This window comes from Streptomyces sp. VTCC 41912 (assembly GCF_045799175.1).
GTDB lineage: Bacteria > Actinomycetota > Actinomycetes > Streptomycetales > Streptomycetaceae > Streptomyces > Streptomyces albulus_C.
Map to the genome: position 1 here is coordinate 319339 of NZ_JBJMAB010000006.1, position 17895 is coordinate 337233.

A 17895-nucleotide genomic window follows, 5' to 3' on the forward strand; every position below is an offset into this window, starting at 1 on the left:
TCGTACGTGGTGGCACAGCAACCGCGCGTGCTGCACCGGCGTCCTGAGTGTAATGACGGAAGTGAACGGGTCGTCAAGGCGGGGTTGTCGGTATTGCCGCATATTGCTCCGCGTCCCTTACGCGCTGCACACAGAAGCCACTCCGCGAGGGGCTTCCGGGCTATTGCCGGTGTGCTAGACCTGGAGCGATGTTCAGCAGGTCGCTGTCATTCAATTCGGGGAGAAATGATGTCCGATGAAGTCCGGCTCAGTACCGAGGCGTTGCACAAGCTCGGTACGACCTTCGAGAATCGTGCGGAAGAACTGAGCCGGCAACTGAGCGCATTCAGACGGCGCGCGGACGCCGAGGCGCTCAGGGACGGTTTCGGCAGCGACGAGGAGGCCCGGCCCTACCGCGAACTGTTCGAGGAGGCCGAGCGCGCCCTGGCCCAGCTCCAGCAGCGGCTCGCCGCGGTCGGCGGCGGCATCAAGGAGACGGTCGCCAACACCCAGGCCGCCGAGGACGAGCTCGTCGAGATCATGCGGAGCACCACGTGACCGAGCCACGACGCAATCCCCACGCGCTGCACGAGGCGGCCGCCGGTTGGCGCGACATGGGCAAGCACCTCGACGGACTCGTCCGCGACCTGGACCGGCACGTCGGCACCGCCGCCGCGGCCGACTGGCACGGCCCGGCGGGGGAGGCGTTCGCCGGCGAGTGGCACCAGCTGAAGCGGTCCGTCGACGACTCCCTGCCGGCCTTCGAACTGGCCGCCGCCGACCTGGACGAGGCCGCCGCCGCGCACTCCACCGGCAGCGCCGGCGGGGACCACGCCGCCGCCCCCGCGGGCGGCGCGCAGAACGCCACCCAGTCGTCCGGCCGGGACATGGCCTACGGCTTCATGGCGCTGGGCCAGCTCGCCAACGGCCTCGGCGGCGCGTTCGGCAAGCAGGGCCGGGGCGGGGGCGGCCAGAGCCAGGCCCCGCAGCTGCGGCACCAGTGGGACTCCTCCACGGCCGCCCACGGGCCCGACCCGTTCGACACGCCCCGGGACGGCGCGGCCGCCACCCGCGGCGGTGAGGGCGTCGCCAAGGGCGTCCGGACGAACCCGGCCGAGGCCCAGCGCGCGGCGGACGAGCAGGAGGCCAAGGACGCCGCCCGGCAGAAGGCCGCCGAGCAGAAGGCGGCGGCCGGCAAGGACGCCGAGAAGCCGGCGGACAAGGCCGCGGACACGTCCGCGGAGAAGGTCGCGGAGAAGGCGGCGGCCGGCACCACTCCCGCCGCCGGGTCCGACGCCGGCCCGGCCGAGGGCGCGTCCGCCCCGCCCGGTCCGGACGTCACCCAGCACGGCGCCTTCGGCTGACCGCACCGTCCCCGGCCAGCACGCGGCGGCCGGGGACGGGACAACGGAAAACGGCGGTGGGGCGCCCCTCCTCAGAGGGACGCCCCACCGCCGTCGTCGCGGGTCGGCCGCTACTGGCTCTTCAGCGGCAGCAAGCCCGTCTGGACCAGCTGCGCCCCACGCTTGCGCGTGATGAACATGCCCCGTCCGGGCGTCAGCTGCTGACCCTTCGTGTTGCCCATCAGCGGGCCCTCGGCCGGGTCGGCCGACAGGATCAGACCCTGCGCACCGAGCTCCTTGGCGCGCTGCATGACCGGCTCGAACGAGGACCGGCCGGCACCCGAGGAACTGCGCGCCAGGATCAGGCGCAGACCCAGGTCACGGGCGAACGGCAGGTACTCCAGCAACGGCTGGAGCGGGTTGCCGCTGCTGGTCGCCACCAGGTCGTAGTCGTCGACGATCACGAACGCGTCCGGCAGGTCGTACCAGCTGCGGTTGCGCAGCTGCTCCGGCGTGACGTCCGGACCCGGCATGCGCCGGCCCAGCGAACCGGCCAGTCCGCTGATGACCTCCTGGAGCTGCGGGCCCGCCGCACAGTACTTGTACACGTGCGAATCGGGGACCTCGCCGAGCAGCGCGCGCCGGTAGTCGGAGACCACCATCAGCGCCTTGTCCGCCGGGTACCGCTCCGCGAGCTGCTTGCACAGCAGGCGCAGCAGCGACGACTTGCCGGACTCGCTCTCGCCGTAGATGACCAGCAGCGGGTCGGTCTCGAAGTCGATGAACGCCGGGGACAGCGTGGTCTCGTCGACGCCGATCGCGATGCCGTGGTCCGGGTAGTCGCCGCCCCGGGGCAGCTCGCTGGCGTGCAGCAGCGTCGGCAGCATCCGGACCTTGGGGGCCGGCTCGCCCTGCCAGTGCTCGTTGACCGTCTGCACGAGGTTCGCGACGCCGTCGCTGAGCGTCTCGGGGTCGCTCATCCCGTCCAGGCGCGGCAGCGCCGCCAGGAAGTCGAGCTTGTCGGGGGACAGACCGCGGCCGGGCTTGCCCATCGGGACGTTCTCCGCGCGCTTGCGGTCGAACTCCGACTCCATCGGGTCGCCCAGGCGCAGCTCCACGCGGTTGAGGAGCTGGTCGCGCAGCGCGGGCCGCACCTCGGTGTAGCGCGAGCCGGCGATGATGAGGTGGATGCCGAAGCCGAGGCCGCGGCCGGCGATGTCCAGGACCACCGGGTCCATCTGCTCGTAGTCGGTCTTGAACGTGCCCCAGCCGTCGATGACCAGGAAGACGTCGCCCCACTTCTGGTCGGGGAAGGCCCCCGCGGCCCGTCGCTGGCGGTAGGTCCCGATCGAGTCGATGTTGTTCGCGCGGAAGAACTCCTCGCGCTCGTTGAGGATGCCGACGACCTCGGAGACCGTACGGCGCACCTTCTCGGCGTCCAGACGCGAGGCGACGCCGCCGACGTGCGGCAGCCCCTCCAGGCTGAGCATGCCGCCGCCGCCGAAGTCGAGGCAGTAGAACTGCACTTCGGCCGGGGTGTGGGTGAGCGCGAACGAGGCGATCGCGGACCGGATCAGCGTCGACTTGCCGGACTGCGGACCACCCACGACCAGGCCGTGACCGGCACCGGCGGAGAAGTCCAGGTACATCACGTCACGCCGCTGCTCGAACGGCTTGTCCACCAGCGCGACCGGCACCACGAGCTTGCCCAGCGCGGTGTACTCCGGCGCGTGCACGCCCCGTTCGGGGGTGACCGCGAGGGCCGGCAGCAGCTGGTTGACCGTGGGCGGCTCCTCCAGCGGCGGCAGCCACACCTGGTGGGCCGGCGGGCCCTGGCCCTGCATCCGCTGGACCATGACGTCCAGGACGGTGTCGGCGAGCGCGTCGTCGATCTCCGGCTCGGCCGCCTCGACGGCGACCGGCTCCTCGATGATCTGCTCGATGACCGGGGCCGCCGTGAACGGCACCGGCATCCGCATCGACCGGCCACCGCCGGTGCTGCGACCGCCGCCGCCCGGACCGCGGTAGGTGCCCGAGACGTACGCGGCCTTGAACTGGACCATCGTCTCGGTGTCGTACTTCAGGATGCCGGAGCCCGGGACGTTCGGCAGGTGGTAGGCGTCCGGCACGCCGATCGCGGTCCGCGACTCGGCGGCGGAGAAGGTCCGCAGACCCAGCCGGTAGGACAGGAAGGTGTCCAGGCCGCGCAGCTTGCCCTCTTCCAGACGCTGCGAGGCGAGCAGCATGTGCACGCCCATCGACCGGCCGATACGGCCGATCTGGATGAACATCTCGATGAAGTCGGGCTTGGCGGCGAGCAGCTCGGAGAACTCGTCGATGATCATCACCAGCGACGGCAGCGGATCCAGCGGGGCGCCGGCGGCACGTGCCTTCTCGTAGTCGGTGATGTTGGCGTAGTTGCCCGCCGAACGCAGCAGCTCCTGACGGCGCTGGAGCTCACCGGTGATCGAGTCGCGCATGCGGTCGATCAGGGTGACGTCCTCACCGAGGTTGGTGATGACCGCCGCGACGTGCGGCATCTCCGACATGCCGGTGAAGGTGGCGCCGCCCTTGAAGTCGGCGAGGATGAAGTTGAGGGTCTCCGAGGAGTGCGTCACCGCGAGCGCGAGCACCAGGGTGCGCAGCACCTCGGACTTGCCGGAACCGGTCGCACCGACGCACAGGCCGTGCGGACCCATGCCCTGCTGCGAGGCTTCCTTGATGTCCAGCATGACCGGCTGGCCGTCGCGGTCGACGCCGATCGGCACCCGCAGCCGCTCGGACAGCGTCCGGGGCCGCCAGGTGCGCGCGACGTCCAGCGAGCCGGCGTCACCGATGTTGAGCAGGTCGGTGAAGTCCAGAGCGGACAGCAGCGGTTCCTCGCCGTCCGCGCCCGAACCGGCGCGCAGCGGGGCCAGCTGGCGGGCCAGCGCCTCCGCCTCGGGGATCGACAGGGTGTCGCACGCGCCGTGGTAGACGGCGCCGCTCGCCGACTCCAGCACCAGCTTGCCCGGCGACACCTGGACGGCCAACCCGCCGCGGATCTCGTCCAGGTCGCCCGGCACGATCTCCAGGATGGTGACGCCCTGGAGGCCCTCGGCCCCCGCGATCACCGAGTCCATCGGGACGTCGCCGCCGTCCAGCACCACGACGACGTGCGGGCTGTCGGTGACCGGCTGGCCCTGCGGGTTGAACCGCGGGCGGCCGTCCAACTCGTCGGCGAGCAGCTCCTCGACCTCGCCGAGGTCGCCGACGACCAGCCGGCGGGTGCCGGCGCCGTCGGTGGACGTGTCCTGGACCTGCGGCAGCCACTTGGTCCACTCCCACTCGGCCTGCGCACCCGGCGCGGCGACGACGGCCACCACCAGGTCCTCGGGCGAGTGCAGCGTGCACAGCTGGGCGACGAGGGCGCGCGAGGCGCCGTAGACGGTGTCCGGGTCACCGGAGACCGTCAGGTGGTAGAAGGCGCGCAGCGACACCGCCAGCGGGAGGTTCTCCAGGTGGCCGTGGTTGTCGAGGAACTCCTTCATCGCGTGCGCGGTCAGCGGCTCCAGCTCGTCGACCGGAGCGGTCTCCGGCGCCCGCAGCGGGGTGGCCAGCTGCTGCGGCCCCAACCCCAGGCGCACTTGCGCGAAGTCCGGGTCGTTCGCCCGGCGTTCCCACACCCGCTTGCCCTCGGCCACGACGGACCACAGTTGGCTCGGGTCGGGATGGGTGAACAGCTGCGCGTCCCGCTGCCGGCGCGCGGTGCGCCGCACCTCTTTCCGCTTCTGCGCAAGGTACTTGAGGTAGTCCTGGCGCTCCTGGACCATCTGCCCCGAAGGCCCCTGGCGGGCCTTGACGATCTGCATGATCGCCATCGCCAGTGTGGAGGCCACCATGAAGCCGCCCATGATCTTCATGAACGGCTGGTTCCCCATGAACAGGAAGCCCGCCGAGGACGCCATGCCCATCATGGGCATGAAGGTCATCAGCAAGTTTTCCGGCTCTCCCTCGCGGGGAAGCTCCGGAGGCGGCTCAAGTACCACCTCCTCCGAGGGAACTTCAGGTGGTAGCGCGCGAGGCGGGCGCTTGACGATGACAACGCTCACCGAGGCATCAGTCCTTCATGCATCTCGCAGTCTCGGACCGCCCCCGTTGGATTCGACGGTCCCCCGAGCCAAGTCCTTGGCCCGACGCAGGCGTTGATCCTACTGTTAGGCGTCAAGTCAAGGGGTGGGTGGGGCAGGGCCCCGATCGGACGGTACGCTGACGCCCCGCGAGCGCGCCACAGCCCCGTACGGGCGGCCCTATATATAGGGCGCGCGACGCGACAAAACGCCCAACGGATAGGGGGAACCGCCAGGTGAGCACGAGCACTGGCACCGGCTTTTGCCGGGTGACGGTCGCCGCGCCGGACGCACGGATCGACGTGGCACTGCCGGAGGACGTTGCCCTCGTCGATATCTATCCGGAGATCCTGCGGCTCTCCGGGCAGTCCCAGGCCGAGGGCGCCCCGACCGGCTACCACCTCGTACGTCGCGACGGCACGGTGCTCGACGCCGGTCAGTCGCTGGCCCAGCAGCAGATCCTCGACGGCGACCTGCTCCTGTTGAAGCCGTTCGCCGAGTCCCTGCCGCTGCCGGTGTTCGACGACGTCTCGGACGCCATCGCCTCGGCGGTCAAGCAGAACCGCAGCCGCTGGAGCGACGACCTGATGCGCGTCGTCGGCCTCAGCGCCGGCGTGCTGCTCCTGGTGATGATGGCGTTCGCCCTGTGGTTCTCCAACCCGGTCAACCGCGACATGCACCGGCTCCCCGGCATCATCGCCGGCGTGGTCGGCGTCGTCCTGGTGGCGCTGTCCGGCGTCCGCGCCCGCGTCTACGACGACCACGCCTCCTCGATCGCCCTGGGGCTGGCGTCGCTGCCGCACCTGCTCATCGCCGGCTCCGGCATCTTCCCCGTCGACGCCGGCCACGGCCCGGGTCGACTGCACCTGCTCGTCGGCTGCGTGACCGTCCTGATCGCCTCGGTGCTCCTGGTGGTCATGCTGCCCCGCGGTGACGCGCCCTTCGTCGCGGCCGCCTTCCTCTCCGCCATCGGCACCCTCGCGGTCTTCGCGGCGATCCTCACCGACGCCGCCCCGCGCGAGGTCGCCGCGGTCACCGCCGTCGTCTCCATCGCCCTGGTCGCCTGGCTGCCGAGCCTCTCCGCACGGTTCGCCCGGCTGCCGATCGGCTACCGCTCGCCCGACCAGATCGCCAAGGGCGCCCTGGAATCCGGCTCCGAGACCGAGTCGGTCGACTTCGTGAAGATCGGCAACCAGGCCAAGCGCGGCCACGAGCTCCTGCTCGGTCTGGTCGCCGGCTGCTCCGCCCTGGTCGTCGGCTCCGCCGGCGTCGTCCTCGGCTTCTCCGACAACGTCTGGGCCCAGGTCCTGGCCCTGGCCGCCGGCATCACGATCATGCTGCGCGCCCGGCTCTTCGACTACACCGCCCAGGTCGCCTGCCTGACCATCGCCGGCATCTTCACCATCGTGCTGCTCATCCTGGGCATCGCGCTGCACCCGCCGGTCGACATCTTCGTCACCCTGGAGCGCTTCCAGGACGCCGGCCCGCTGAACGTCCGCACCGTGTGGTTCTCCGCCAGCATCGCGGTGGGCGCGGCGCTCCTCGTCGGCGTCGGCCTGGTCGTCCCGAAGAAGGGCGTCACCCCCTTCTGGGGCCGGATCTTCGACGTCTTCGACGGCCTGGTCCTGCTGTCCCTGGTGCCGCTGTGCCTGGCGGTGCTCGACGTGTACAACACCGTGCGCGGCCTGACCAGCAGCTAGCCCGGTGCCTTCCGCACGCGCGACGGCCCCCCGACCACCCGGTCGGGGGGCCGCCCTGCTGCTGGTACGCTGTCCGACGGTCCACTCGAGTCATCCAAGATTCCCTGTGCTGAAAATCCAGGGGCGCTCGCGGACCGAAACCCCAAGGAGTTACGCGTGTCGCTCGACGCCGCTACGAAGAAGCAGATCATGGCCGAGTTCGCCACCAAGGAGGGTGACACCGGCTCCCCCGAGGTCCAGGTCGCGATGCTGTCGCGCCGCATCTCGGACCTGACCGAGCACCTCAAGACGCACAAGCACGACCACCACTCCCGCCGTGGTCTGCTGCTGCTGGTCGGCCAGCGCCGCCGCCTGCTGCAGTACCTGGCGAAGAAGGACATCACGCGCTTCCGCGCGCTGGTCGAGCGCCTGGGCATCCGCCGCGGCGCGGCGGGCGCCAAGTAAGACGCCGTAAAGGGAGCGGTTCCCACCGGGGGCCGCTCCCTTTGCCGTACGCACCGGACGCCCGTACCACCGCATGGTGGGCGGAAGCTTTGTAGTCTGGTGGCATATCGCAAAAGCGAACGCGGTGGAGCGCTCTCTGGCCGCCGGTCCTCGGTAGTGGCCCCCGGACGGCCCATGGGACACCCCATGCGGCAGGACTCCGGGTGCTTCGATCGAAGACCGGCCCGCACCGGCGCTCCACCGAAGACGGTCCCCTGCCACACGGGCAGCGGACGCAGACGAGGAGATATCCCTGGTGGAGAACGAGACCCACTACGCCGAGGCCGTGATCGACAACGGTTCCTTCGGCACCCGCACCATTCGCTTCGAGACGGGCCGCCTGGCCAAGCAGGCCGCCGGCTCCGCCGTGGCGTACCTGGACGACGACACCATGGTGCTGTCGGCCACCACCGCTTCCAAGAACCCGAAGGACCAGCTGGACTTCTTCCCGCTGACCGTCGACGTCGAGGAGCGGATGTACGCGGCCGGGAAGATCCCCGGCTCCTTCTTCCGCCGCGAGGGCCGCCCCAGCGAGGACGCGATCCTCACCTGCCGCCTCATCGACCGGCCGCTGCGCCCCTCCTTCAAGAAGGGCCTGCGCAACGAGATCCAGATCGTCGAGACGGTCATGGCGCTCAACCCCGACCACCTCTACGACGTGGTCGCGATCAACGCCGCCTCCTGCTCCACGCAGCTGGCCGGCCTGCCCTTCTCCGGCCCGATCGGCGGCACCCGCGTCGCCCTGATCAACGGCCAGTGGGTCGCCTTCCCGACCCACTCCGAGCTTGAGAACGCCGTCTTCGACATGGTCGTGGCCGGCCGGGTGCTGCCCGACGGCGACGTCGCCATCATGATGGTCGAGGCCGAGGCCACCGAGAAGACCATCGAGCTGGTCAAGGGCGGCGCCGAGGCCCCGACCGAAGAGGTCGTGGCCGCCGGCCTGGAGGCCGCCAAGCCCTTCATCAAGGTCCTGTGCAAGGCCCAGGCGGACCTCGCCGCGAAGGCCGCCAAGCCGACCGGCGAGTTCCCGGTCTTCCTCGACTACCAGGACGACGTCCTGGAGGCGCTGACCAAGGCCGTCAAGGACGAGCTCGCCCGGGCGCTCACCATCGCCGGCAAGCAGGAGCGCGAGGCCGAGCTGGACCGCGTCAAGGGTCTGGCCGCCGACAAGCTGCTCCCCGAGTTCGAGGGCCGCGAGAAGGAGATCTCCGCCGCGTACCGCTCGCTGACCAAGACCCTGGTCCGCGAGCGCGTCATCAAGGAGAAGAAGCGCATCGACGGCCGCGGCGTGACGGACATCCGCACGCTCGCCGCCGAGGTCGAGGCGATCCCGCGGGTGCACGGTTCCGCGCTGTTCGAGCGTGGCGAGACCCAGATCCTGGGCGTCACCACCCTCAACATGCTCCGCATGGAGCAGCAGCTGGACACCCTCTCCCCGGTGACCCGCAAGCGCTACATGCACAACTACAACTTCCCGCCGTACTCCGTCGGTGAGACCGGCCGCGTGGGCTCCCCCAAGCGCCGCGAGATCGGCCACGGTGCGCTCGCCGAGCGCGCCATCGCGCCGGTGCTGCCGACGCGCGAGGAGTTCCCCTACGCGATCCGCCAGGTCTCCGAGGCGCTGGGCTCCAACGGCTCGACGTCCATGGGCTCGGTCTGCGCCTCCACGATGTCGCTGCTCAACGCCGGTGTGCCGCTCAAGGCCCCGGTCGCCGGCATCGCCATGGGCCTGATCTCCCAGGAGATCGACGGCCAGACCCACTACGTCGCCCTCACCGACATCCTCGGTGCGGAGGACGCCTTCGGCGACATGGACTTCAAGGTCGCCGGCACCAAGCAGTTCGTCACCGCGCTCCAGCTCGACACCAAGCTCGACGGCATCCCCGCCTCGGTCCTGGCCGCCGCGCTGAAGCAGGCCCGTGACGCGCGCCTGCACATCCTCGACGTGATGAACGAGGCCATCGACGTCCCGGACGAGATGTCCCCGAACGCGCCGCGGATCATCACCGTCAAGATCCCGGTGGACAAGATCGGTGAGGTCATCGGCCCCAAGGGCAAGATGATCAACCAGATCCAGGAGGACACCGGCGCCGACATCACGATCGAGGACGACGGCACCATCTACATCGGTGCCGCCGACGGCCCGGCCGCCGAGGCCGCCCGCGCCACGATCAACGGCATCGCCAACCCGACCATGCCGGAGGTCGGCGAGCGCTACCTGGGCACGGTCGTCAAGACGACCACCTTCGGTGCGTTCGTGTCCCTGCTCCCGGGCAAGGACGGCCTGCTGCACATCTCGCAGATCCGCAAGCTGGCCGGCGGCAAGCGCGTCGAGAACGTCGAGGACGTGCTCGGCGTGGGCGCCAAGGTCCAGGTCGAGATCGCCGAGATCGACCAGCGCGGCAAGCTCTCCCTGATCCCCGTGATCGAGGACGAGGACGCCGCCGAGGACGACACGAAGGACGACGCCGCCAAGTGACGTCCCGCACGCACGCGACGACGGCCCGCACCTCCTCGGAGGGGCGGGCCGTCGCCCGTACCCAAACGCTTCTGAAGGGCGCCGCGGGCGCCGGCACGGTGCGCCGCACCACGCTCCCCGGCGGACTGCGCGTGGTCACCGAGACGCTGCCCACCGTCCGCTCCGTCACCTTCGGGATCTGGGCGCACGTCGGCTCCCGCGACGAGACCCCGTCCCTGAACGGCGCCACCCACTACCTCGAACACCTGCTCTTCAAGGGCACCCAGCGGCGCTCCGCGCTGGACATCTCCGCGGCCGTCGACGCCGTCGGCGGCGAGATGAACGCCTTCACGGCCAAGGAGTACACCTGCTACTACGCGCGGGTGCTCGACACCGACCTGCCGCTCGCCATCGACGTGGTGTGCGACATGCTCACGGGCTCGCTGATCGACGGCGAGGACGTCGACGCCGAGCGCGGGGTGATCCTCGAAGAGATCGCGATGACCGAGGACGACCCGGGCGACTGCGTGCACGACCTGTTCGCGCACACCATGCTCGGCGACACCCCGTTGGGCCGCCCCGTCCTGGGCACCGTCGACACCGTCAACGCGCTCTCCGCCGACCGCATCCGCCGCTTCTACAAGAAGCACTACGACCCCACCCACCTGGTCGTCACGGCCGCGGGCAACGTCGACCACGCCAAGGTCGTCCGGCAGGTGCGCCGCGCCTTCGAGCAGGCCGGTGCGCTGGGCCGCACGGACGCCGCACCGATCGCGCCGCGCGCCGGCCACCGCGCCATCCGCACCGCCGGACAGGTCGAACTCCTCGGCCGCAAGACCGAGCAGGCCCACGTCGTCCTCGGCATGCCCGGCATGTCCCGCAACGACGACCGGCGTTGGGCGATGGGCGTGCTCAACACCGCCCTGGGCGGCGGGATGAGCTCGCGGCTGTTCCAGGAGGTCCGCGAGAAGCGCGGCCTGGCCTACAGCGTGTACTCCTTCACCTCGGGCTTCGCCGACTGCGGACTCTTCGGCGTCTACGCCGGCTGCCGGCCCAACCAGGTGCACGACGTCCTCAAGATCTGCCGCGACGAGCTCGACACGGTGGCGGCCGAGGGCCTCACCGACGACGAGATCCGGCGCGCGATCGGCCAGTTGCGCGGCTCCACGGTCCTCGGCCTGGAGGACACCGGCGCGCTGATGCACCGCCTCGGCAAGAGCGAACTGTGCTGGGGCGAGCACATGTCGGTCGACGAGGTGCTCGCCCGGATATCGGCAGTGACCCCGGACGAGGTCCGCGCGGTGGCCCGTGATGTCCTGGGCGCACGCCCCTCGCTGTCCGTCATCGGCCCCCTGAAGGACCGGCAGGCGGCCCGCCTGGAGGACGCCGTCGCCTAGGCGACGGCATCAGCGGGCGTCCCACCACGAGAGAGAGCGGAAAACGATGAGCAAGCTGCGCGTGGCCGTCCTGGGAGCCAAGGGGCGCATCGGCTCCGAGGCCGTCCGGGCCGTCGAGGCCGCCGACGACATGGAGCTGGTCGCGGCCCTCGGCCGCGGCGACGAGCTGTCGACGCTGGTCGAGGCCGGCGCCCAGGTCGCGGTGGAACTCACCACCCCCGACGCGGTGATGGACAACCTCGACTTCTGCCTGCGGCACGGCATCCACGGTGTGGTCGGCACGACCGGCTGGACCGACGAACGCCTCACGCAGTTGCGCAGCTGGCTCGACGCCGCCCCCGGCGCCGGCGTGCTGATCGCCCCGAACTTCTCCATCGGTGCGGTGCTGACCATGCGGTTCGCGCAGCAGGCGGCCCGTTTCTTCGAGTCCGCCGAGATCGTCGAGCTGCACCACCCCAACAAGGCGGACGCCCCGTCCGGAACCGCCGCCCGCACCGCCCGGCTGATCGCCGAGGCCCGCGCACAGGCCGGCTGCCCGCCGCAGCCGGACGCCACCACGACCGCACTGGACGGCGCCCGCGGCGCGGACGTGGACGGCGTCCCGGTGCACTCGGTGCGGCTGCGCGGCCTGCTGGCCCACCAGGAGGTGCTGCTCGGCGGGGTGGGCGAGACCCTCACCATCCGCCACGACTCGCTGCACCACAGCAGCTTCATGCCGGGCATCCTGCTCGGCGTGCGGCGCGTGGTGTCCGCCCCGGGCCTGACGGTGGGCCTGGAGAACTTCCTCGATCTGGACTGACGACCATGGGCGGAAAGATCACGTACTTCTTCCTCGCCACCGTGCTGGTGCTGGTCTTCGGCGTGGTGGCGATGGAGGGCGTACTGCTCCTGCTGACCGGGGAACCGGCGGCGATGGGCATGGGCGCGGTGGCCTTCGTCCTGCCGTTCCTGGGCGGCTGGTTCCTGTGGGCCAACACCCGCTTCGCCCGCGACGCGAACCGGCTGGCCGGCGAGCTGGCGGCGGAGGACGGTCTGCCGGTCGACGACCTCGCGCGCACCCCCGGCGGCCGGATCGACCGGGAGGCGGCCGACGCCGTCTTCGCCCGGCGGCAGGAGGAGACCGAGGACGCGCCCGGCGACTGGCGCACCTGGTTCCGACTCGCCGTCGCCTACCGCGACGCCCGGGACACCCCGCGCGCCCGCAAGGCCATGCAGCGCGCCATCGCCCTGCACGACGGCAGGCCGGTCCCCGGCGAGCCGGCCCGCACCGGCTGACGACCCGCGAACGCCGCACGCCCGGTTCCGTACGGAAGCACCGTTCGGAACCGGGCGTGCGCCGTTCTCAGGGGCGGCGGTACTCCGACGCCCAGGACTCCAGCACGTCGGCGGCCCGCTCGAACGTCTCGGAGCGGCCCAGGAAGTCCCCGTTGCGGTCGCTCAGCAGCGTCCGCAGCGGTTCGCCCTGCACCCGCTCGATGCGCAGCGCCTGGCCCTGCACCGTCCGCGGCAGCCCGAGCCAGCGCACCGGCTGCTGGACCGTGTGGACCGCCGCGACCGCGGACCACGGCAGGGTGGTGGTGCGCAGCAGGTTCACCTGCCGCAGGCCCCGGGCGCTCACCCAGACCCCCACCCGCACCAGGCGCAGCGCCAGCGCGATCACCAGCACCGCCACCGCGGCGCAGATCGCGGCGCCGACCGGTGACCCGGCCAGCGCGATGATCAGCGCGGAGAGCAGGACGAACGAGGCGAGCAGCAGCAACACCGCCGCCGCCCCCACCCGCCACGGCCCCGGACGGTAAGGACGGCGCCAGTGTTCGGGGTCGTGGTCCGGCGGGGGGAAGGGATCCGCGCGGCCGTCGGCCTGGAGGGCGCGGTCGGCCGTCAGGAAGGGCAGGGGCACGGCTGGTCCTCACTCGGGGCTGGTCAGCACGGAATCGCATGCCGACGGAAGCTGTGAGCGGTGAGGTTATCGGGACCGGCGGAGCGGAACCACCCGGTGGCCCGCTCCGCCGCCGAATCAGCGGTGCGCAGCCTCGGACTGGTGCACCCCGGTCGAACCGGAGGTGTCCTGCTGGAGGGCCGGCAGGCCGAACAGCAGGGCGCCCGTCAGGCCGCCCACCACGGTGAGGGTGATCAGGGACTGGCCGAGGAACTGGGCGCGCGAGCGGCGCGGGCGCGGCGGGGGAGTGACATTGCTGCGGAACCGGTCTGCCTCGGCAACGAAGGCGAACGGGACGGGCTCTCGCCGGCGGAACATGAGGGGGCTCTCCTAGGAACCTTGTAGTGGGCACTGTCACAGGTAGAGACGACTGAGGCGTCCGTTTGGTGCCCGTTTTCCGTTACTTCTGTGAAAAATATCAACCGCCGCCCACTGGCGCGCAGGCGGGGGGTGCCTTTTTCCACTCTTTCCGCTTTGTCCGCTAACGCGGCATCAGTTGGCATTTCCCTGGCTGTCAGTGGCGGGCCGTAGGCTGGACGCGCACGAGGAACGAACGGAAGGAACCGCCGGTGTCCCACACCCCCGACAGCGCCGAGAGCGCACCCGTCAGCTTTCGCAGTGAGGTGACGGTCGAGCTGGTCAAGCACAGCGCAGCGGACAGCGACGTGCTCTGGGCGGCCCGGGTCTCGACGGCCGGCGAGCAGTCCCTGGAGGAGCTCCAGAAGGATCCGGAGCGCTCCAAGGGCCTGATCAACTACCTGATGCGGGACCGGCACGGCAGCCCCTTCGAGCACAACTCCATGACGTTCTTCGTCAGCGCACCGATCTTCGTCTTCCGCGAGTTCATGCGGCACCGCGTCGGTTGGTCGTACAACGAGGAGTCCGGCCGCTACCGCCAGCTGGACCCGGTCTTCTACGTCCCCGGCGAGTCCCGCAAGCTCGTCCAGCAGGGCCGCCCCGGGAAGTACGAGTTCGTCGAGGGCACCTCCGCGCAGCACGAGCTCACCGGCCGCGTCATGGAGGACACCTACCGCCAGGCGTACGCCGCCTACCAGGAGATGCTCGCCGCCGGCGTGGCCCGCGAGGTCGCCCGCTCGGTGCTCCCGGTCGGCCTCTTCTCCTCGATGTACGCCACCTGCAACGCCCGGTCCCTGATGCACTTCCTCGGCCTGCGCACGCAGCACGAGCAGGCGAAGGTCCCCTCCTTCCCGCAGCGCGAGATCGAGATGGTCGGCGAGCGGATGGAGGCCCACTGGGCCACGCTCATGCCCCTCACCTACGCCGCCTTCAACGCCAACGGCCGCATCGCCCCGTAGCGCCCCGACCGCGCACGGTGCGGCCCGTCCGACGGGCCGCACCCCCGGCCCCGGAATACCCGTCCGAGGTGTCCGGATTGCGGCACTTTGAGAAGTTCATCTACGCTGAACGAACGGACCCGGCACTGCTTGAACCCCCGAGCAGGCAGTGCCGGAGTCCACATCCCTCCTCCCCAGAGGCACACCCGGCGGCGCCCTACGAGTAGCGTGGGACCCATGGCTCCGACTTCCACACCGCAGACCCCCTTCGGGCGGGTACTGACCGCCATGGTCACGCCGTTCGCGGCGGATGGCGCTCTCGACCTCGACGGCGCGCAGCGGCTCGCCGCACACCTGGTGGACGCCGGCAACGACGGCCTTGTCGTCAACGGCACCACCGGCGAGTCCCCGACCACCAGCGATGCGGAGAAAGCCCAGCTGGTCCGCGCCGTGGTCGAAGCCGTCGGCGACCGCGCCTTCGTCGTCGCCGGAGCCGGCACCAACGACACCCGTCACAGCCTGGAACTGGCCCGCGCCGCGCAGGACGCCGGCGCGCACGGCCTGCTCGCGGTGACGCCGTACTACAGCAAGCCCCCGCAGGAGGGCCTGCTGCGCCACTTCACCGCCATCGCGGATGCCACCGACCTCCCGGTGATGCTCTACGACATCCCCGGTCGCAGCGGCGTCCCGATCAACACCGAGACCATGGTCCGGCTCGCCGAGCACCCGCGGATCGTGGCCAACAAGGACGCCAAGGGCGACCTCGGCCGCGCCAGCTGGGCCATCGCCCGCTCCGGCCTCGCCTGGTACAGCGGTGACGACATGCTCAACCTCCCGCTGCTCTCGGTCGGCGCGGTCGGCTTCGTCTCGGTCGTGGGCCACGTCGTCACCCCGGAGCTGCGCGCCCTCCTCGACGCCCACCTCACCGGTGACGTCGCCAAGGCGACGGAGATCCACCAGAAGCTGCTGCCCGTCTTCACCGGCATGTTCCGCACCCAGGGCGTGATCACGACCAAGGCCGCGCTCGACCTCCAGGGCCTGCCCAGCGGCCCGCTGCGGCTGCCCCTGGTCGACCTCTCGCCCGAGGAGACCGAACAGCTCAAGCGCGATCTCGCCGCCGGCGGGGTACAGCTGTAGAACACAGACTTCACAACTGCATATGGACCACACAACCGCCACATAGCAAGTGCACGAATGTCATGCGCGCCACGTGCCTCGACGGCAGCGTGGCGCGCGTGGTGAGGAGAGTCTTTTGAGTCATCCGCATCCTGAACTCGGCGCCCCGCCGAAGCTGCCCAAGGGCGGCCTGCGCATCACCCCCCTCGGTGGCCTGGGTGAGATCGGCCGCAACATGACGGTCTTCGAGTACGGCGGCCGGTTGCTGATCGTCGACTGCGGAGTGCTCTTCCCGGAGGAGGAGCAGCCCGGAATCGACCTGATCCTGCCGGACTTCACGTCCATCAGGGATCGCCTCGACGACATCGACGGCATCGTGCTCACGCACGGCCACGAGGACCACATCGGCGGAGTCCCCTACCTCCTCCGGGAGAAGCCGGACATCCCGCTGATCGGCTCCAAGCTGACCCTGGCCCTCATCGAGGCCAAGCTCCAAGAGCACCGGATCCGCCCGTACACGCTGGAGGTCGCCGAGGGCGACCGCGAGCGCCTGGGCCCCTTCGAGTGCCAGTTCGTCGCCGTCAACCACTCCATCCCGGACGCCCTCGCGGTCGCCATCCGCACCCCGGCGGGCATGGTCGTGCACACCGGCGACTTCAAGATGGACCAGCTCCCGCTGGACCGCCGGCTGACCGACCTCCCGGCCTTCGCCAAGCTCGGCGAGGAGGGCATCGACCTCCTGCTGTCCGACTCCACGAACGCCGAGGTCCCGGGCTTCGTCCCGCCCGAGCGCGACATCTCCAACGTGCTGCGCCAGGTCTTCGCCAGCGCCGACAAGCGGATCATCGTCGCCAGCTTCGCCAGCCACGTGCACCGCATCCAGCAGATCCTCGACGCGGCCCACGAGTACGGCCGCCGGGTCGCCTTCGTCGGCCGCTCGATGGTCCGCAACATGGGCATCGCCCGTGAACTGGGCTACCTCAAGGTCCCCGCGGGCCTGGTCGTCGACGTCAAGACCCTCGACGACCTGCCGGACGACGAAGTGGTGCTGGTCTGCACGGGCTCCCAGGGCGAGCCGATGGCCGCCCTGTCCCGGATGGCCAACCGCGACCACCAGATCCGCATCGTCCAGGGCGACACGGTCATCCTGGCCTCGTCGCTCATCCCCGGTAACGAGAACGCGGTCTACCGCGTGATCAACGGCCTCAGCCGTTGGGGCGCGAACGTGGTCCACAAGGGCAACGCCAAGGTCCACGTCTCGGGCCATGCCTCGGCCGGCGAGCTGCTGTACTTCTACAACATCTGCAAGCCGAGGAACCTCATGCCGGTCCACGGCGAATGGCGCCACCTGCGCGCCAACGCCGAGCTGGGCGCACTGACGGGCATCCCCAAGGACCGCATCGTCATCGCCGAGGACGGCGTCGTCGTCGACATGGTCAAGGGCATCGCCAGGATCGCCGGCAAGGTCCAGGCCGGCTACGTGTACGTCGACGGCCTCTCGGTCGGCGACGTCACCGAGACGCACCTCAAGGACCGCCGCATCCTGGGCGACGAGGGCATCATCTCGGTCTTCGTGGTCGTCGACAGCAGCACCGGCAAGACCGTCGGCGGACCCAACGTCCACGCCCGCGGCTCGGGCATCGAGGACTCGGCGTTCGACGCCGTCATCCCCAAGATCGACGAGGCGCTGTCCAAGGCGGCCCAGGACGGCGTCGCCGAACCCCACCAGCTCCAGCAGCTGATCCGCCGCGCGGTCGGCAAGTGGGTGTCCGACAACTACCGTCGCCGCCCGATGATCCTCCCCGTGGTCGTCGAGGTCTGACGGACGGACCGTCCGACGGTCCTCAAGTAGGAGCGGGGCGCCAGGATTTGCATCCGGGCGCCCCGCTCCAGTACGTTTACGGCTCCGCCAGAACGGGAAGCACCGCGCGCTACGTGCGCGGCAGCCTCCCACGGGTGGCGGAATTCCGACCCAGATCACTCTGTTAAAGTCGGAACAGCCGAAAGGCAAATCATTCCGACAAGAATTCGGAGCCGAATTCGAGACGGTTGCGCCTCATCGAGGAGCAGGCCGGA

General features: G+C 70.6%; 14 protein-coding genes. 11 read left to right on the plus strand and 3 right to left on the minus strand.

The features are described from left to right. The first annotated feature begins 228 nt into the window (after window positions 1-228). Together ACJ6WD_RS12725 and ACJ6WD_RS12730 are read left to right on the plus strand one after the other, a co-directional pair. Window positions 229-537, plus strand: coding sequence for a hypothetical protein (locus ACJ6WD_RS12725; RefSeq protein WP_233661525.1), 309 nt, complete (start codon window positions 229-231; stop codon window positions 535-537). Then, window positions 534-1343, plus strand: coding sequence for a WXG100 family type VII secretion target (locus ACJ6WD_RS12730; RefSeq protein WP_376447980.1), 810 nt, complete (start codon window positions 534-536; stop codon window positions 1341-1343). The genes ACJ6WD_RS12725 and ACJ6WD_RS12730 overlap by 4 nt, the downstream gene beginning before the upstream one ends. A gap of 110 nt (window positions 1344-1453) precedes the next feature. Here ACJ6WD_RS12730 and eccCa read toward each other — a convergent pair whose 3' ends face one another. Continuing rightward, a complete protein-coding gene (gene eccCa, locus ACJ6WD_RS12735) occupies window positions 1454-5413 on the minus strand; it encodes a type VII secretion protein EccCa (RefSeq protein ID WP_376558790.1) in 3960 nt (1319 codons plus the stop codon). Between the two features lie 254 nt (window positions 5414-5667). On the opposite strand from eccCa, the gene eccD reads away from it, so the two are divergent. The 6 genes from eccD to ACJ6WD_RS12765 all read left to right on the plus strand — a co-directional run bounded on the left by eccD (window position 5668) and on the right by ACJ6WD_RS12765 (window position 12744). Next, entirely contained in the window at window positions 5668-7131 is a 1464-nt protein-coding gene (eccD, locus tag ACJ6WD_RS12740) for a type VII secretion integral membrane protein EccD (protein ID WP_233661522.1), read from the plus strand. A 156-nt stretch (window positions 7132-7287) separates the two neighbouring features. Further along, on the plus strand, window positions 7288-7575 hold the full coding sequence (rpsO, locus tag ACJ6WD_RS12745; RefSeq protein WP_006602744.1) for a 30S ribosomal protein S15: 288 nt from the start codon (window positions 7288-7290) through the stop codon (window positions 7573-7575). Between the two features lie 295 nt (window positions 7576-7870). Next, on the plus strand, window positions 7871-10093 hold the full coding sequence (locus ACJ6WD_RS12750; RefSeq protein WP_233661521.1) for a polyribonucleotide nucleotidyltransferase: 2223 nt from the start codon (window positions 7871-7873) through the stop codon (window positions 10091-10093). After that, window positions 10090-11469 carry a pitrilysin family protein gene (locus ACJ6WD_RS12755; RefSeq protein WP_233661520.1) on the plus strand — a complete coding sequence of 460 codons (1380 nt, stop codon included), beginning with the start codon at window positions 10090-10092 and terminating at the stop codon, window positions 11467-11469. The genes ACJ6WD_RS12750 and ACJ6WD_RS12755 overlap by 4 nt, the downstream gene beginning before the upstream one ends. Window positions 11470-11515: 46 nt before the next feature. Continuing rightward, entirely contained in the window at window positions 11516-12268 is a 753-nt protein-coding gene (dapB, locus tag ACJ6WD_RS12760) for a 4-hydroxy-tetrahydrodipicolinate reductase (protein WP_016571100.1), read from the plus strand. Between the two features lie 5 nt (window positions 12269-12273). Then, a complete protein-coding gene (locus ACJ6WD_RS12765; RefSeq protein ID WP_233661519.1) occupies window positions 12274-12744 on the plus strand; it encodes a hypothetical protein in 471 nt (156 codons plus the stop codon). A gap of 67 nt (window positions 12745-12811) precedes the next feature. Here ACJ6WD_RS12765 and ACJ6WD_RS12770 read toward each other — a convergent pair whose 3' ends face one another. Both ACJ6WD_RS12770 and ACJ6WD_RS12775 read right to left on the minus strand, forming a co-directional pair. Continuing rightward, on the minus strand, window positions 12812-13369 hold the full coding sequence (locus ACJ6WD_RS12770) for a PH domain-containing protein (RefSeq protein WP_331248180.1): 558 nt from the start codon (window positions 13367-13369) through the stop codon (window positions 12812-12814). Window positions 13370-13486: 117 nt separating this feature from the next. Further along, a complete protein-coding gene (locus tag ACJ6WD_RS12775) occupies window positions 13487-13726 on the minus strand; it encodes a hypothetical protein (RefSeq protein WP_233661517.1) in 240 nt (79 codons plus the stop codon). Between the two features lie 251 nt (window positions 13727-13977). Between ACJ6WD_RS12775 and thyX the strand changes: the two genes are divergently transcribed. The 3 genes from thyX (at window position 13978) to ACJ6WD_RS12790 (ending at window position 17641) form a co-directional block, all read left to right on the plus strand. After that, on the plus strand, window positions 13978-14724 hold the full coding sequence (gene thyX, locus ACJ6WD_RS12780; RefSeq protein WP_020929614.1) for an FAD-dependent thymidylate synthase: 747 nt from the start codon (window positions 13978-13980) through the stop codon (window positions 14722-14724). A gap of 216 nt (window positions 14725-14940) precedes the next feature. Next, entirely contained in the window at window positions 14941-15840 is a 900-nt protein-coding gene (dapA, locus tag ACJ6WD_RS12785; RefSeq protein ID WP_233661516.1) for a 4-hydroxy-tetrahydrodipicolinate synthase, read from the plus strand. Window positions 15841-15955: 115 nt separating this feature from the next. Further along, window positions 15956-17641: a ribonuclease J gene (locus ACJ6WD_RS12790; RefSeq protein ID WP_233661515.1), complete on the plus strand. Its 1686-nt coding sequence runs from the start codon at window positions 15956-15958 to the stop codon at window positions 17639-17641. Window positions 17642-17895: the final 254 nt, after the last annotated feature.

Excerpts from the sequence above, each read along its gene's own strand:
- ACJ6WD_RS12765 (WP_233661519.1), top strand. The coding sequence starts at position 12,274 with ATGGGCGGAAAGATCACGTACTTCTTCCTCGCCACCGTGCTGGTGCTG.
- ACJ6WD_RS12775 (WP_233661517.1), bottom strand. The coding sequence starts at position 13,726 with ATGTTCCGCCGGCGAGAGCCCGTCCCGTTCGCCTTCGTTGCCGAGGCA.
- ACJ6WD_RS12725 (WP_233661525.1), top strand. The coding sequence starts at position 229 with ATGTCCGATGAAGTCCGGCTCAGTACCGAGGCGTTGCACAAGCTCGGT.
- dapB (WP_016571100.1), top strand. The coding sequence starts at position 11,516 with ATGAGCAAGCTGCGCGTGGCCGTCCTGGGAGCCAAGGGGCGCATCGGC.
- dapA (WP_233661516.1), top strand. The coding sequence starts at position 14,941 with ATGGCTCCGACTTCCACACCGCAGACCCCCTTCGGGCGGGTACTGACC.